The following is a 14,725-nucleotide window of genomic DNA, read 5'->3' as shown; positions in this document are numbered from 1 at the left end:
GATTTTTTAGAGAAAGCAACTAACTCTATCCATTTGTTTTTTTATAGCATAGTTCCACCCAAAGCGGTTATGTTCAAGTTCTTCTGGATTGCAGAGTAGAAATTGCAGTCACCTTTCCCATTTTAGGGTAAACTCACGGCCATGAGAATAGTTTTTTGTATCAAAAATCTAGCTGGCGTTTCTGGCGGAGCCGAGTGGGTTTTGGCCTCTGTTGCGAATGGATTATCCTGTCGAGGTTACGATGTGTATGTGCTATCGTTTGACGCCAAGGGGCAGCAGCCCTTTTACGAATTTTCTAGTTTGGTTTATCTTGTAAATTTGGGTGAGCAAAATGTGGGGTTCCTTTCCAACCTTACACAGTTTTTGCACATGAAGAGAGAGGTTATACGCATCAAACCCGATGTTGTGTTTGGTTTTTTGCCATCCACTTTCGTCGCGTTATCAGTTCTATTCTGGTTCTGCAATATAAAATTTGTGGCGTGTGAACATATTAATCGTGATTGGTACAATGGTCGTCTAGCGAAATATTTTTTCGTCAGTCTTGCCGGCAACCTGTCGTCGCACATAAGTTTTTTATCAGAGGAAATTGCAAAAAGTTACAAATTAATACCTCTGAAAAAAAAACTGACTCTTCATAATCCAGTTCGTGTGATGCCAAAAATTGCAAAGGTGATGGCTTCAACAAAGCCCAATTTTACGATTTTAAATGTTGGCCGGCTCGTTGAGTTCAAGGATCATAAAACGCTTATTGACGCATTTTACAAAATTCACGCTGAATTTCCTGAATGGCGACTAAGAATTATCGGTCAAGGGGAATTAAAACTATCGCTTCTCTCGCAAATTGAACGGCTGGCTATTGGCAATATTGTTGAAATTCTGGACAGATCAGGTGACATAGAAAGAGAGTATGCAGAAGCGGATTTGTTTGTTGTTGCTTCGAGCTTTGAAGGATTTGGGTTGGTGACCGCAGAGGCATCCTCGGCAGGACTGCCGTGTATTGGTTTTAGCGACTGCGAGGGCACAAACAAGATTATCAAGCACGGCTTTAATGGTGTTTTAGTTGCGTCGAATGGTGATCGGGTAGGGTCGTTGGCAGCAAGTTTGAGAGCGCTTTTGAGAGATAAAAAAGAACTGCGTCGGCTTGGAAGGAATGGGTTATCCCGCCCCGCATCATACGAAATTGATAATGTCCTAGATCATTGGGAAGACACCATTAATTTTGTTTTGAATGCCTAGAGTTTCATGATGATTCGTTTCCACTTAAGATCAAGCGACCGAGGTCGGTTTTGAAAAAACAAATGGTTCTGTATTTTTTGGGTGAAGGTAGCTATTTCCTCTCTCATCGGTTGCCTACCGCGCAGGCCGCATCGAGCCTTGGATATGAAATTCATGTAGTGGCGATTGATGATGGCTTTGCCAATCAGTTTGCGACGCGCGGATTCACCTTGCATTCGCGTCCCCTTCAAAATGACAGATGGCCAATATTTTCAACAATTTTGGGCTTTTTTCAGCTGCTGATGCTATGCCTGAAATTGAGGCCCACATTGGTTCATGTCATTGGATTGAAATCATCACCCGTTGGCCTTTTGGTGTCGCTATTATGGTGGCCGAGCAGGTTCCTGTTTTCGATCAATGGTCTTGGCTTTTTATTTTCGCTGTCTAACCACAGCATTTTTCATAGATTTTTCAAGTCTGCGGTGATGATGATTTTTGCCATCGTTTCCAAATTACGGAATATAGAAATTCTGTTTCAAAATGAAGATGACAAGCAGGTCTTTGAGAATTCTGGCTTGCTTCGGCATATGAAATCCCACCTGGTTCGGGGGTCTGGCGTAGACATGACGCATTATGCTGTCACCCCATTGCCTGCATTGCCAATTACCTTTGGCATCGCCTGCCGCATGGTAAAGATTAAGGGTGTCGAGGACATGATTGATGCTTTTGACGCGCTATTGGATGAGGGTTTGCCGATCAGGCTTTTGCTGGCGGGAGATGTCGATTATGGCAATCCGGTTAGCCTGACATCAGAGTTTCTCAGCGCTGCATGCAACAGGGATCAGATAGAGTGGCGCGGCTTTGTTGATGACATGCCGGCATTCTGGTCCCAATGTCATGTCGCGTGCCTGCCGTCGCATGGCGGGGAGGGGGTTCCGATGGCTCTGCTGACGGCGGCGTCAATGGGGCGTGCATTATTGGCCTCTGATACGAACGGCAACAGGGATATTGTGATTGAAGGTGAGAATGGGTTTTTATCTCAAGCGGCCGATGTTCAAAGCCTGAAGCAAGTCATCCGGTCATTTATGGATGTTGATTTGGTTGAATTTGGAAAGGCAAGCCGGCAAATAATTCTAAACCAGAAGATGGATGCTGGATCGGTGCAGCTAGCCTTTGAGAACATTTACAAGAGGCGAGCGCACCGGCGCAGATAATGTTTCCAAGCCTATGAAGATTGGCGGCTGTCAAACCAGATTTTGATCCCCAATAGCGTCCATAAATGACTCGATGCGACATGTGAGCCACGCTGTGCCAAGTCACGAACCCACGCTCGCACGGTCTCGGTTTTTAGCCCGATTGCCGCATGAAACTCTTCGTCCATGGCGCTGTGAAGATATGGTTGTAATGGTCCGTCCAGCCATTCTTTGACCGGCAAATCGAAACCCCGCTTCTTTTGTTCAAGAACGTGATCCGGCAGATCATCTTGAAATATTTCACGAAGGATCACCTTGCCTTGCTTCATGCTAACTTTTTTATGACCCGGTATGGAAAAGACATCTGCAATGACTGACTGGTCGAGAAATGGCGAGCGCACTTCAACTCCCAAATCCATGCTTGTTCGATCGACTTTTACCATCATCTGGTTGGGTATGGTCAGCGCAATTTCGAGTGCCAGCATGGTGTTGATTGGGTCCAGCCCACGTTTTTCCAACCCCAGTTCTGCTACTTTTTTGGCGAATTCAGATTTGTGATCAAGGCCGTTAGCGAAATTGCTCGCAACAAGGTCATCGTTTGTAAGCCAGTGATGACATCCACTGGCAGCGTTGCTAACTGTCATCAAATAGCGTCTGGCGATCCTGAGATGTTCCATATGCCATGAATCTCGCCTATCCGGGATAATTTGACCAAACAGTTTTGCTAGGGGTCTTGTGATGGGATTGTTTAGCAATGGTGATTGTGAGATAACATGGCCCCGATGGCGCCTGTATCCGCCAAAAAGCTCGTCAGCGCCGTCCCCAGTCAAGCAAACTTTATAGGATTGTAACACTTTACTAAAAATATGATGATTAAGGATCGCCGCCGGATCAGCCAATGGTTCATCCAAAATGGTCGCAAATAAGGGGGTGATGACGTCCAGAATGGCATCTTCATCCAGCCGTATCTCGTGGTGGTTGCTACCAATGATGTTTGCGGTTTTGCGTGCAATGGCAGATTCGTCGAATTGTTGGCTATTTTTATGGCTGGAAATGGCAAGCGTGAAGCTGTCTAGCTTTTGCTTGCGAGCTGCAATCATGGCGACAATTGATGAGTCAATTCCGCCCGACAGCAAACAACTAACCGGCACATCGGCAGTCAAGCGTGCGTCAACAGCTCGCTCTATGGAGGATTTTATAATCTGTTTTGTTGCTGGAGCGGTTCGTTGGCCTGACTTACCTACAAAGCCAAGATTTGCCCATTCGTATATGTGAATGCCGTCGCTGTTAAACATCAAACAGTGACCACGCTCCAGCTTAAAAATATTTGTCAGAGCCGTTAGGGGCTCAGGAATGTATTTGAGGTAAAAAAGCCATTGAATGGCTTCTGGTTGGATGCGTTCCATTTGTGTTATCGCCTCGATCGCGTCTAGCCGCGAGCCAAAAGCAATTCCATCCTGCCAGTGGCGCCAATAGAGCGGTTTTTTACCAACGTTATCGCGGCAGATATATGTGGTTTTTTTCTGCTTGTCATATATTGCGAATGAGAAAAAGCCATTAAGGTTTTGCAACGCCCCTTCGCCCCAATAATGCCATGCTTTTATCAGAACCTCTGTATCGCTTGACGAGACAAAGTCGTAGCCAGCTTTGCGAAGCGTTTCACGCAGTTCTTTGTAGTTGTAAATCATGCCGTTATACGTGATAAAGAGATGTTCAAATTGATAGGGTTGGTTGCCGTTATCGGAAAGGTCAATGATTGATAACCGCGCGTGCGCGAACCAAGTATCCTCGGTAATTTGCAGGTTTTGACTGTGGTCCGGCCCTCGGCGCGCAATTTTGGCAATTGCATCTGTTGCCTGCTCAGGCGTTGGCGGGTGAGCATGTACAAGGCCTAAAATACCGCACATTTGAGATTTTACCTAGCTTTGAGAAGACTGAGGGGCATGAAGCGTCATAAATGTGAATAGTGTGCCCTCTTGTATCAAGAAGCAATATTTTAAAACAAACCTATCAATTGATCTAGGTTAGAAACGTTAGTCACTAACTGCGATAACGAATAGTGGATCGGTTCTACAATGTTCTCAATTACCAAAAAATATGCAAGGAATCTTTATTGGCAAGTGTCTGGGAGCGCACTTGCACAGATCATCAACATTGTCACGATGCCTATTATTACGCGGCTTTATTCGCCAACAGATTTAGGGGCTCTTGGGCTTTTTATGCAATATCTGGGGCTTTTTGCGATATTGATTTCATTCAGGTTCGAGCAATTGATTGTTTTGCCCGCAAAGGATGACGATGCACAAAAGCTGATCAAACTGGTGTTGAAGATGGGGCTATTGACCTGCATTTTGTGGACAATTATCTGCGCTCTGCTGCTAAACGTTCCTGCAATCCCTGAATATTATTACCCTTGGGTGATGTCCCTTCCATTGGCAGCCTTTCTGATTGTCGCCGCGCAGGGGCTTCAACAGCTCGATCAACGCGGTGGAAATTTCAAATTCTCCGGGCTATCGGAGTTCGTGAACCGGTCGGTCAACAGCAGTGTTGCATTGTTAGGCGGGGTGCTGTCACTTGGTGGATTATGGTTGTGGATCGCCGTCTTGGCGGGGCAGCTTGGCAAGGCTCTCATGTTCCATCGTCACTTTCACATAACATCAGGGCCGTTTATGGGGGATTTACGGGACGGGGTAACGCGGGCGAAAAGTCTGGGGCTCTTGCGCTTGAACGGATCGCTAATTTCTTCGCATGCTATGTTAGCCGTTACGGCAATCGTCCCCCTTTCATTTGTTGCGATTCATTGGAGCGGTGCGGATGCTGGTTACCTATCGCTGGTCATGTCTACCCTTGCCCTGCCAACTGCCTTGATGGGTAACGCTGTTGGTCAGGTGTTTTATCAGCAGGCGTCGCAACAGTTTTCAAAGGGTCAGTCATTTTTTGGACTGCTGATTTCCAGCGCAAAACTACTGCTGCTGCTGGGCAGTGGTGGCTTTTTGCTTGTCTTCCTTTTTGGGCCGCAGCTATACACGATTGTTTTTGGTGATAGCTGGACGCAGGCTGGCGTAATCGCAAGCTATTTCTGCGTCGCTGCGGCTCTGTCATTTTTAACAACGCCATTTGATCGCGCCGGCATTATCGTCAATGCTTGGTGGTATGGGCCAAGTTGGCATTTTGCGCGGTTAGCGACCACCATTGTAATTGTCGGTGTTGCCTGGTTGCTAGATATGGAATTTGAGGCATTTATTCTTCTTTATGTTTTGCAATTGTCAGTAATGTACGTGATTGATGCCATCGCCAGCCTCTGCTTTTCAAGACGCACAAGGCCCTTTGGGGCGAGTAAGAAAAATTAAGTGAATGTTATGGGGGAAAACCTGACAAAAGCGATAGAAATCGATTTGGGGCTGCCGGATGAAGGCGTCGATCTGGCTGGTTTTTATCCACCAAGAATGTGGGATGGATCTGGTTGTGGACTAAAGGCAAGCCTGTTGGTGAGTGATCTAACTGATGGGCAAAAGTTGGTTTTTGGTTCCATTGATGCGTTGTTTATTGATGGCCAATTCCACGACGCATTGGCTAACAGGCTGGGTAAAAAATATCATCTGAATATCATTGCTTCGCACACTCATAATGCGCCAGCTTTGGCAAAATCGCTGCCAAAACTTGGCAAGTTATCAGCTGCGTGGTTTGACAAGGTCGTGGCCCGCATCGCAGCTGGAATTATTGATGAGAGGGCCGTCAAACTAGCGCAGATTGGCGGTGGTAGCATTGCGACAGACCTTGTTATAAATCGCCGGCTAGATGCGTGGCAATTGGATTATCGGCGTTTGAAAAAGGGTAGACTTCGCTTGGTTCGAACAGTTGCTCTTGCCCCAAACCCAAACGGCGAAGTGGATAATGAAATCAAAGCCATTTTCTTCAAATGTGCGATGGGTAAGGTGCGTGCAATTGTCTGGAGTCTTTCAGCTCATCCGGCTTTTGCACCAGAACACGCGTCCATTTCGCCAGATTTTCCGGGGGTTGTAGGAGGGCTGCTCAAGAAGGCATATGGTGACGATCTGATTTCTATTTTTCTGCCTGGTTTCGCGGGCTCTTCCATTCCCAAATGTCCGGCCCTTAAGCTGGGGCGGCAGTCATTTATGCAGGCATTAATTTCCCTTGCACCCTTTAACAAGTCTATTCCCGTTTTTGACCCCAATTCATATTGGCTATGGTCACGTAATGCAGCTAACTTCATCAAGGATATTGTCAGTGTTTCTGTCTGGGAAGAACTGCATGACTTGCAACTTCATCATGAAAGAGGGCAGCCATTCACCGTTTTTAGGGACCAGTCGCTCGGTGACATTGCACTTTCAATCACGGCGATATCATTCGGGAGTCATGCAGCGATTATAACCATGAATGGAGAGCTTCTGTCGGAATGGTCAGCTTTATTGGATGTTTCTTCTCACCGTGATGGATTGTGTATTGTTTCGGGTTATGGTGTTGGTGACTGTCTTTACGTCCCCTCAGAAAGTGAAATTGCACGAGGTGGGTATGAGGTTGAGCGGTTCCAGGAATTTTTTGGCCTGTCTGGACGCTTTATCGAGAACATTGATACTAAGATTAGAAAAAACCTTAAACTTGTTATTAAAAAATTGTGTTAACAATCCTCCAAAGTGGCAACAAATAGAGATTAAAGTCATGTGTGGAATTGCCGGAATAGTCCAGTTACAGGGCGACTTGAAAAGCCTCAATCGTATTGACGAGATGGCGGCACTTGTTGCTCATCGCGGGCCTGATGGTCAAGGATCGGTAATAGTTGGCAATGTTGCCCTCGGGCATAGGCGCTTAGCAATCATTGACCTCAGTGATCAGGGTGCGCAACCAATGCCAAGCCCCGATGGACAATTACATATCACTTATAATGGGGAAATCTATAATTTTCTTGAATTGCGGGAGGAACTTATAGCGCACGGTTATGAATTTGTGGGCAATTCTGACACTGAAGTGTTGTTGAACGCCTACCGGCAATGGGGTGAGCATTGTGTAAATCGACTGAACGGCATGTGGTCATTCGCAATTCTTGATGTGAAGCGCAACATTATTTTTTGTTCGCGGGATCGATTCGGTGAGAAGCCATTTTATTATCATCAATCGGAAACTGCGTTCCTATTTGGTTCGGAAATCCGCCAATTACTGCCTGAACTTGGTGAGGTGATAGCTAATAAATCTCTCCTTGAAAGGTTCATTGTGGGAGGAACGGGTGAAGATGTCTTTGAGACGTTTTTCAGAGATATTTACAAGCTCCCTGCTGGCCATAATCTGGTATTTGATCTCACCAAAAACCAAATAAAAATTTTCGCCTATTATGATTTAAAGAGACGCAAGTCAGGCGCATTACGTAACCCTGACAACCTGCAAAATGAATTTAAGAGCCTTTTTCTGAACTCTATAAAATTACGGCTTCGTTCGGATGTTGTTGTTGGAACCTGCCTCAGTGGTGGGCTTGACAGCTCGTCAATTGCATCTGTTGCGGCGGCGCAGACTTCCCAATCAACATCAAAACCATTCAAGGCAATTACGGCCGCGTCCACTGACCCGAATAGAGATGAGTCTGGCTTTGCCAAGATTGTTGCCGAGGCCAATACTTTGGATTGGCACGTGATTAAGCCTGATTATCATCGATTTAAAACTGTCACGCGTGAGGTCGTGCGTGCCCAGGAAGAGCCCTTTGGTTCGGCATCCATAATTATGCAGTTTGAGGTCATGAGGGCTGCCGCAAAGCATGGCATTAAAGTTCTGCTTGATGGTCAGGGCGCAGACGAAATTTTGCTAGGATATGACCGATATTTTGCGCCTTATCTGCGCCAGATGCATCGAGAACAGGGGCCCCTTTACGCTTACAAACAGGCTAGGCGTATTGCGAATAACAATGCCGCTGTTTCGTTATTTGGGTTAATAAAATATTATCTGTATTTCAACTTTGCATTTATTAGAAAGTTAAAAGTCAGAGCAAAATTCCGTCACTTAATAGAAAAGCCTGTGTCAGGTGAAGACATAAATAGATATGCCGCAAGTAGTAAAAATTTCTTTGACCTTCAAAAGTATGAATTGACTGTTTCTAATCTTCCTTCTTTGCTGCGCTTCGAAGATAAAAATTCAATGTGGCATTCGGTTGAGACCAGATTGCCCTTTCTTGATCACCGGCTTGTTGAATTTTGCTACAATCTGCCTGTTGATGCCAAAATATCAGATGGGTGGACCAAGCGTATTCTGAGATCCTCGATGATGGATATGTTGCCCAAAGCTATTGTTTGGAGGGTCAATAAATTTGGTTTTGAGGCGCCTCAATCTGACTGGATTGAATGTCACCAAACCAAAATGTTGTCTATGATTAAGTCGTCAAAGCTTTTAAAAATGTTCCTCAGGAATGAACAGTTTGTTAAAAAAAATTATAAAAAACAGGATGTTATGTGGAAGCTCTATATCATTGCATTGTGGGAAGAAGAATTTAACGTCAGTAGTGCGATATGAATGTTAAATGTGAAAACCTGAGGCGAACTCAGAGTAAAATCGATGTCTGTCACCTTACCTCTGCGCATGACAGGGCAGACACGCGCATTTTTCACAAGCTCTGTAGGTCACTACAAAACCATGGTTACCATGTTGCTTTGATTGTGGCTGATGGAAAGCGGGATGAGGATATGTCTGGCGTCAGGATTATCGGTGTGGGAAAACAGTCGTCACGTGTTTTGCGGATGTTGGTTACGCCCTTTCGTATCTTTAGTAGAGCGCGCAAATTGCATGCAAAGATTTATCATTTTCATGACCCTGAGTTGCTTTTAATTGGCTGGCTTTTGAAGGTGTTTTGCGGTGCGCAGGTGGTGTATGACGCACATGAGGACTTGCCGAAAACCATTCTTGCAAAGACATATATTCCAAAACCATTTCGCATGTTTGTTGCTGGCTTCTCGAACATTGTCGAAAAGAGCATCGCTGCAAGATTGAACGCTGTCGTTGCCGCCACGCCTCACATAAAATCAAAGTTTGACATGTACAACCAGCGCAGCGTAACTGTTTGTAACTACCCTCTTATGGAGGCTCGGTCGAAGCCTTTTAGGCGCAGTGAAAGCTCAACAAAAAGAGTTGCATATGTTGGTAATTTGGGTGTTAATCGGGGTGTTTTTGAAATGATTGTAGCGCTGGAGCTCTGCCACAATCATATCCGCTTTGATGTCTGTGGTAGCTTTTCGGAGAAGAACACTGAACAATCTGTGATGGAGCAACCCGGTTGGGCTAATGTCAAGTTTCACGGTTGGGTTGGTGCATCCGAAATAAGAGATATTCTCGGCCGATCATCGGCAGGTATTGTGACCTTGAAAGCTACCCCAAATTATCTGTATTCGCTTCCGGTAAAGATGTTTGAATATATGCAAGCCGGGATACCCGTTATTGCGTCTGACTTTCCTGAATGGCGCCAGATAATTCAAAAATACGAATGTGGTATATTGGTAGACCCTGAAGATCCGAGGTCGATAGCGAAGGCAATCGATTTTATTATTGATAATCCAAACCTGGCCAAGAAAATGGGCAATAATGGTAAAAAAGTAATCGCACAAAAATTTAACTGGGCTACAGAGGAGCAGAAGCTTTTCTCTCTCTATGACCATTTAATCAAAGATTTGGCATGCCCATCGTGAAAAATAGCTCCTTCGTTATACTGTCCGACGCTGTTCGCAACGCCGCCAAACCGCTGCAAAAATCAGTCTCCATAGATGATGTTGCCAATGTCTCGCTGTTTCTGATTTACCCGGGGCTGTTTTTTTACCAAAGCGCGATTGGTGTGCTTTGGATTGAGCCCATTTTTTATGGTGGTTGGGGCAGTTTAATGCTCTTGCTGTTCCCGATTTTGTCGCTTTGTTATCTGGTCAAGGTCATACTTGACAGGCAGTATATTTATAAATTGGAATACATTTTTTTTGGGTTCTTACTTTTTATATCAGCCGTTTCTATTTATTTTTACATGAAGGGAATCCCCCAAGGATCCGTTGGAGATTTGTTGTATTGGAATCTTGGTGGCGTTATCTCCAATCTCACATGTTTTCTTGCTTTCCGGCTCGCCAATGTTGAAAAATTATCATTTAAAATTCTATTGGGGTTTTCGGCGTTTTGTATGTTGCTGATTGTGTTATTCAACACCGATTTTGGATCGCTTTTTTTCGGTTTTAGAAAAACCCAGTATGGTTTTTCGTATCAGGGCTTTGCCCGATCGATGCTGGTCGTGTTTCTCATTACGTGCTTCTCGCTTAGAAGTGGGTTGCTGGCATTTCTATGTTATTGTGTTTTTGCCATCGCATTGGTCGTCAACCAATCTCGTACAGAAATAATACTATTTGTTTGCGCCATACCGGCAACCTTGATTATCGTGCATCGGTTTTTTCAAAATATGAAGCTCTTGGATTTGGTCTATGCCGGTGTTGCTTTGTTTGGTTGCGTGTTTTTGGGCCTCATGTTTGAACGGTTCGGAATATTTGACAGTTTGCCCTATTTGCGGATTTTGGCGTTGGCCGAGCCGATGGCTGATGACAGTTTTGCGCAACGTCTATCTCAGACTAATTCTGCGTTGCAAACGATTAAGGAAAACCCACTATTTGGCGATTATGGTTCCTATGTCAATGCAAGTTCGGTTGGCGCATATAGCCATAACTTTCTCGGTCTTTGGGTAAATGCAGGGCTGATCGGGGTCCTGTTTTATCTTATCTTGTACACCATGATTCTCTGGGAAGTTTTAAAGGTGAAATTAACATCACAGAATTACACCCTCATTTGTCTTTCTGGGGCGTTAGGTCTATCTGCCATCGTTGCACATCTTTGTGCCTACGTCTATGTGGAGGTGTTGCTGGCGGCGGCAATTGGTTCGATTGCCAAGATGAAAGAAATAACAGATCGTGGTCAATCAACGCCAGTTAATGGCGAGGGGCCAGGCGCATCGTGAAACTTTCTAAACGAGACATTCAAGGTCAGTTAAAGGCACTCGGTGTTGCTGAGGGTGATGTGATATTTGTGTCTTCAGATTTGATCAAGGTTGGATATTTCAACGTGAACCGCGCGCAAACGCTACGCGATTGGATAGACATTTTTGCACAGTTGCTTGGCCCATCTGGAACAGTTATCTTGCCTACTTACAGTGATGTTGCCCTCCGCTTTGGTCGCGCGCCCATTCCCATTTTCACCCAAGATTCTAAGAGCACGTCTGGAAGCTTAGCCAATGCTTACATCACGCTTACATCTGATGCTATCCGGAGTTCTCATCCAATATATTCCTGTATTGCAGTTGGCCCGCTGGCGATTGAATTGGAAAAACATACTGTGCAATCAGGAGCCTATGATCCATATGGCTTAGTTATTGAGCATGGTGGAAAAAACCTGATGTTAGGCACCATAGATGAAGTTAACTGTCCGATGCCATTTCACTTTGCGCAACAAACCCTTGGCCACACACGCACCCACCCACTCAGAGGGATTTTTAAGACTTCATACGTAAATGAAGCTGGTGAGATGATGGATCACGTAATGCGTGAAATTGGGGGTTGTACGCGCGGTATTCACAATTTATGGGGACGCCACCTTGCGCAAAATGCAGTTGTATTTGGTCAGGTGGGACGAAGCCTCAGCGGTTTAGTTGATGCAGCTAAATCCTATAAAATTTGTATTAATGTGCTTGAAAATCAGCCAGGGTTAGTCCGCTGTGACAACAAATTATGCCTGAGTTGTTATGGACGATACCGTTACAATGGCGCAAATGTGTTAACCTTTTACCCGCGAAAAACATACCATATGATCTCGAAATTTTTGAAATTAAGGATCGGTTAGATGTTGATCAGTAACGATTTTCATAAAGACTGCCAAACATTGCGTAGGTTGATCATCAAAACTGCGTCTGAGTGCGGCCAGGCTGCGCATATCGGTGGCAGTCTGAGCATGGTTGAACTTTTGAACGTCTTGTTTGGATCCCACCTCAAACATGATCCAAAAAATCCTGAGTGGGATAAAAGGGACATTTTTATTCTAAGCAAGGGACATGCGGTTCTTGGCTATCTTGCAATTCTGCAATTTTATGGCTATTTCGACGCAGAAAAACTTCGCAGTTTCCAAACCAATGGCAGCGATTTAATCGCGCATCCGGTTAAGAAAATAGCATTAGGCATTGAAAGTTCTAATGGCAGCCTTGGTCAAGGATTGTCGTTCGGGCTTGGGATGAGCTTGGGATTCAAAAAGCGCAATCAAGATCGCAAGGTTTTCGTGTTGCTGGGGGATGGGGAATGTAATGAAGGCTCAGTCTGGGAGAGCGCCGCATCGGCATCAGAATTAGAGGCAGATAACCTCATCGCGATGTTAGATGAAAATGGGTTTCGAAATGATGGCGCAAATACTACTTTTTCAAAGAACATAGTCCTCGCCGAAGCATGGGCTTCATTTGGATGGAATGTAATCAGTGTTGATGGCCATGATCAAACCGAAATATCAGCCGCTTTTGAAGCGGCGAAAACAAACCGAGGAACCCCAACGATAATTGTGGCTAAAACCGTGAAAGGCAAAGGTGTCTCCTTCATGGAAGGCAATAATGATTGGCATCACAATCGTATTACGCCAACAGTTCTTGAAGATTGCATGGCAGCTTTAGAGGCTGAGATTTAATATGGTTGAAATTACAAAAAGAAGCGCTCGGACGATGTCCCGAATGGGGCCGCGCCCTACCTATGGGCAAGCCATAGCGGCAGTTGGTTCCGTTAACGAAAATATCATAGCACTGTCTGCTGATCTTGGAAGATCGTCTGGTTTGGACAGGTTTTCAAAAGACTTCTCCTCGCAATTCATTAACACGGGTATTGCCGAGCAGAATATGGTGGGTGTTGCCGCCGGTCTTGCAAGAACTGGCTTTGATGTGTTCGCGTCAACCTTTGCGCCTTTTGCAAGCATGCGGGCCAGCGAACAAGTCAGAATGAACATGGGCTATATGGAGGAGCCTGTTAAGCTTGTAGCGTTAGGGAGTGGGTTGGCTATGGGTTTTCTGGGCAATTCTCACTATGGGTTGGAAGATGTGGCAGTGATGCGGGCTATCCCTAATTTGGTAGTGATCTCACCTGCAGACTGCGCCGAGATACACAAGACGATCGAGGCATGTGTGAATTATCCAAAGCCTGTTTATATCAGGCTCACCGGTGGTTTGAGCGCACCTATTGTCTATGAAGATGATTATGAATTTGAGATTGGCAAGGCTATTTGGGTGCGAAAAGGCGGCAAAATATGCATTGTTTCAACGGGCACTACGGTTGGTCAAAGTCTTGCAGCGGCCACCCAGCTAGAGAGCGAGAATGTGGATGTTTCTATCTTGAATATGCATACGATCAAGCCATTGGATCATCACGCACTTGATCAGGTAGCTCAGGATTTTGATCATATTTTTGTGGTAGAGGAACATTCCACAATTGGCGGGCTTGGTGATGCCGTTGTGCGGTATTTCAATGATCACACGAACCATAGCGTTAAAATACACTGCCATGGCATTCATGACATGTTTGTTCCAACAGGTGACTATTCATTCCTGTTGCAGAACACCAAGCTTGATAGCACCGGTATTGCAGCATTTGTGAGAGAGACGTTGAGCTGATGGAGACGCAGCGCAAAAAATGGTACCTGTACGGCGCTGGTGGCCTTGGTTTGGAAACCATGGATATTCTGTGTGAAGCGATATCACATTCCGGTGATGCGTTGTTTGACTGTGAATTTCTAGACGATAATCCGACATCTGAGTCGCAAGCCGGATTTGCTGTGATAAACGCCAAGGATGCCGTTGCAGGGTCTTGTGTGACGATTGCGGTTGGTGAGCCGTATATCAGGCAAAAACTTTATGAAAAGCTGACTGGGCTTGCGTTACATCTTGCCTCTGTGGTCTCGCCAAAATCACATATCTCCGGCCTTGCTATTGTTGGTGATGGGGCGATTATAGCCCCTTTTTGTTCGGTTCAGGCAACCGCTAGGATTGGCAAAAATGTAGCGGTCAACACCGCCTCTATAATTGGTCATGATGTGGTCGTTGGCGACAATGCTGTGCTTGCTTCGATGGTTAATTTGGGGGGCGATGTATCTGTTGGCGCACACGCGTTTGTTGGAATGGGTGCTTTGGTAAAACAGGGTGTTTCGATCGGTGAGTCATCGATTGTTGGCATGGGATCTGTTGTGTATAATGACGTCCCCAACGGTATGATTGCACTGGGAAATCCAGCGCGGGTTGTGCGTCGAAATGAACATAAAAAGATTTTTTGAAAGATATCTAA

General features: G+C 45.4%; 13 protein-coding genes and 1 pseudogene. 12 read left to right on the top strand and 2 right to left on the bottom strand.

Annotated elements, in window-relative coordinates:
- Positions 1-141: 141 nt before the first annotated feature.
- A complete protein-coding gene (locus ABXT40_RS07660; protein ID WP_443645027.1) occupies positions 142-1,236 on the top strand; it encodes a glycosyltransferase in 1,095 nt (364 codons plus the stop codon).
- On the opposite strand, the gene ABXT40_RS07655 is transcribed toward ABXT40_RS07660, so the two are convergent.
- The gene (locus tag ABXT40_RS07655; protein ID WP_443647020.1) at positions 1,233-1,451 is read right to left on the bottom strand and encodes a hypothetical protein; all 219 of its coding nucleotides are present in this window, start codon (positions 1,449-1,451) and stop codon (positions 1,233-1,235) included. The genes ABXT40_RS07660 and ABXT40_RS07655 overlap by 4 nt on opposite strands.
- Between ABXT40_RS07655 and ABXT40_RS07650 the strand changes: the two are divergent.
- Positions 1,347-1,631 (top strand): annotated as a pseudogene (locus ABXT40_RS07650) (hypothetical protein); the annotation flags it as partial. The gene ABXT40_RS07655 and the pseudogene ABXT40_RS07650 sit on opposite strands and share 105 nt — an antisense overlap.
- A 69-nt stretch (positions 1,632-1,700) precedes the next feature.
- On the top strand, positions 1,701-2,429 hold the full coding sequence (locus ABXT40_RS07645) for a glycosyltransferase (RefSeq protein WP_443646987.1): 729 nt from the start codon (positions 1,701-1,703) through the stop codon (positions 2,427-2,429).
- 11 nt (positions 2,430-2,440) lie between these two features.
- Here ABXT40_RS07645 and asnB (ABXT40_RS07640) read toward each other — a convergent pair whose 3' ends face one another.
- Positions 2,441-4,315: an asparagine synthase (glutamine-hydrolyzing) gene (gene asnB / locus ABXT40_RS07640; protein ID WP_443645026.1), complete on the bottom strand. Its 1,875-nt coding sequence runs from the start codon at positions 4,313-4,315 to the stop codon at positions 2,441-2,443.
- 168 nt (positions 4,316-4,483) lie between these two features.
- Between asnB (ABXT40_RS07640) and ABXT40_RS07635 the strand changes: the two genes are divergently transcribed.
- Genes ABXT40_RS07635 through ABXT40_RS07595 form a run of 9 tightly spaced genes read left to right on the top strand, consistent with a single transcriptional unit; the run spans position 4,484 to position 14,714 of the window.
- Complete coding sequence (locus tag ABXT40_RS07635; protein ID WP_443645025.1) at positions 4,484-5,758, top strand: lipopolysaccharide biosynthesis protein; 1,275 nt, start codon at positions 4,484-4,486, stop codon at positions 5,756-5,758.
- Between the two features lie 9 nt (positions 5,759-5,767).
- Complete coding sequence (locus tag ABXT40_RS07630) at positions 5,768-7,051, top strand: hypothetical protein (RefSeq protein ID WP_443645024.1); 1,284 nt, start codon at positions 5,768-5,770, stop codon at positions 7,049-7,051.
- A gap of 37 nt (positions 7,052-7,088) precedes the next feature.
- Positions 7,089-8,921, top strand: coding sequence for an asparagine synthase (glutamine-hydrolyzing) (gene asnB / locus ABXT40_RS07625; RefSeq protein WP_443645023.1), 1,833 nt, complete (start codon positions 7,089-7,091; stop codon positions 8,919-8,921).
- Entirely contained in the window at positions 8,918-10,087 is a 1,170-nt protein-coding gene (locus ABXT40_RS07620) for a glycosyltransferase family 4 protein (RefSeq protein ID WP_443645022.1), read from the top strand. Before asnB (ABXT40_RS07625) ends, ABXT40_RS07620 begins: the two co-directional genes overlap by 4 nt.
- Positions 10,075-11,382: an O-antigen ligase family protein gene (locus ABXT40_RS07615; RefSeq protein ID WP_443645021.1), complete on the top strand. Its 1,308-nt coding sequence runs from the start codon at positions 10,075-10,077 to the stop codon at positions 11,380-11,382. Before ABXT40_RS07620 ends, ABXT40_RS07615 begins: the two co-directional genes overlap by 13 nt.
- On the top strand, positions 11,379-12,260 hold the full coding sequence (locus ABXT40_RS07610; RefSeq protein WP_443645020.1) for an AAC(3) family N-acetyltransferase: 882 nt from the start codon (positions 11,379-11,381) through the stop codon (positions 12,258-12,260). Before ABXT40_RS07615 ends, ABXT40_RS07610 begins: the two co-directional genes overlap by 4 nt.
- Before the next feature lie 3 nt (positions 12,261-12,263).
- Positions 12,264-13,085 carry a transketolase gene (locus tag ABXT40_RS07605; protein ID WP_443646986.1) on the top strand — a complete coding sequence of 274 codons (822 nt, stop codon included), beginning with the start codon at positions 12,264-12,266 and terminating at the stop codon, positions 13,083-13,085.
- Between the two features lies 1 nt (position 13,086).
- A complete protein-coding gene (locus tag ABXT40_RS07600; RefSeq protein WP_443645019.1) occupies positions 13,087-14,058 on the top strand; it encodes a transketolase family protein in 972 nt (323 codons plus the stop codon).
- The gene (locus tag ABXT40_RS07595) at positions 14,058-14,714 is read left to right on the top strand and encodes an acetyltransferase (protein WP_443645018.1); all 657 of its coding nucleotides are present in this window, start codon (positions 14,058-14,060) and stop codon (positions 14,712-14,714) included. The genes ABXT40_RS07600 and ABXT40_RS07595 overlap by 1 nt, the downstream gene beginning before the upstream one ends.
- The last annotated feature ends 11 nt before the right edge of the window (positions 14,715-14,725 follow it).

Source organism: Candidatus Ponderosibacter sp. Uisw_141_02 (assembly GCF_048087665.1).
Classification (GTDB): Bacteria; Pseudomonadota; Alphaproteobacteria; order Puniceispirillales; family Puniceispirillaceae; genus UBA3439.
Note: the sequence above shows the minus strand (reverse complement) of the source record. Positions and strands in the feature narration are given on the sequence as shown.

Bases quoted from the DNA above. Each gene is read 5' to 3' on its own strand.
- ABXT40_RS07660 (WP_443645027.1), top strand. From the start codon at position 142: ATGAGAATAGTTTTTTGTATCAAAAATCTAGCTGGCGTTTCTGGCGGA.
- ABXT40_RS07655 (WP_443647020.1), bottom strand. From the start codon at position 1,451: ATGCAAGGTGAATCCGCGCGTCGCAAACTGATTGGCAAAGCCATCATC.
- ABXT40_RS07645 (WP_443646987.1), top strand. From the start codon at position 1,701: ATGATGATTTTTGCCATCGTTTCCAAATTACGGAATATAGAAATTCTG.
- asnB (WP_443645026.1), bottom strand. From the start codon at position 4,315: ATGTGCGGTATTTTAGGCCTTGTACATGCTCACCCGCCAACGCCTGAG.
- ABXT40_RS07635 (WP_443645025.1), top strand. From the start codon at position 4,484: ATGTTCTCAATTACCAAAAAATATGCAAGGAATCTTTATTGGCAAGTG.
- ABXT40_RS07630 (WP_443645024.1), top strand. From the start codon at position 5,768: ATGGGGGAAAACCTGACAAAAGCGATAGAAATCGATTTGGGGCTGCCG.
- asnB (WP_443645023.1), top strand. From the start codon at position 7,089: ATGTGTGGAATTGCCGGAATAGTCCAGTTACAGGGCGACTTGAAAAGC.
- ABXT40_RS07620 (WP_443645022.1), top strand. From the start codon at position 8,918: ATGAATGTTAAATGTGAAAACCTGAGGCGAACTCAGAGTAAAATCGAT.
- ABXT40_RS07615 (WP_443645021.1), top strand. From the start codon at position 10,075: ATGCCCATCGTGAAAAATAGCTCCTTCGTTATACTGTCCGACGCTGTT.
- ABXT40_RS07600 (WP_443645019.1), top strand. From the start codon at position 13,087: ATGGTTGAAATTACAAAAAGAAGCGCTCGGACGATGTCCCGAATGGGG.
- ABXT40_RS07595 (WP_443645018.1), top strand. From the start codon at position 14,058: ATGGAGACGCAGCGCAAAAAATGGTACCTGTACGGCGCTGGTGGCCTT.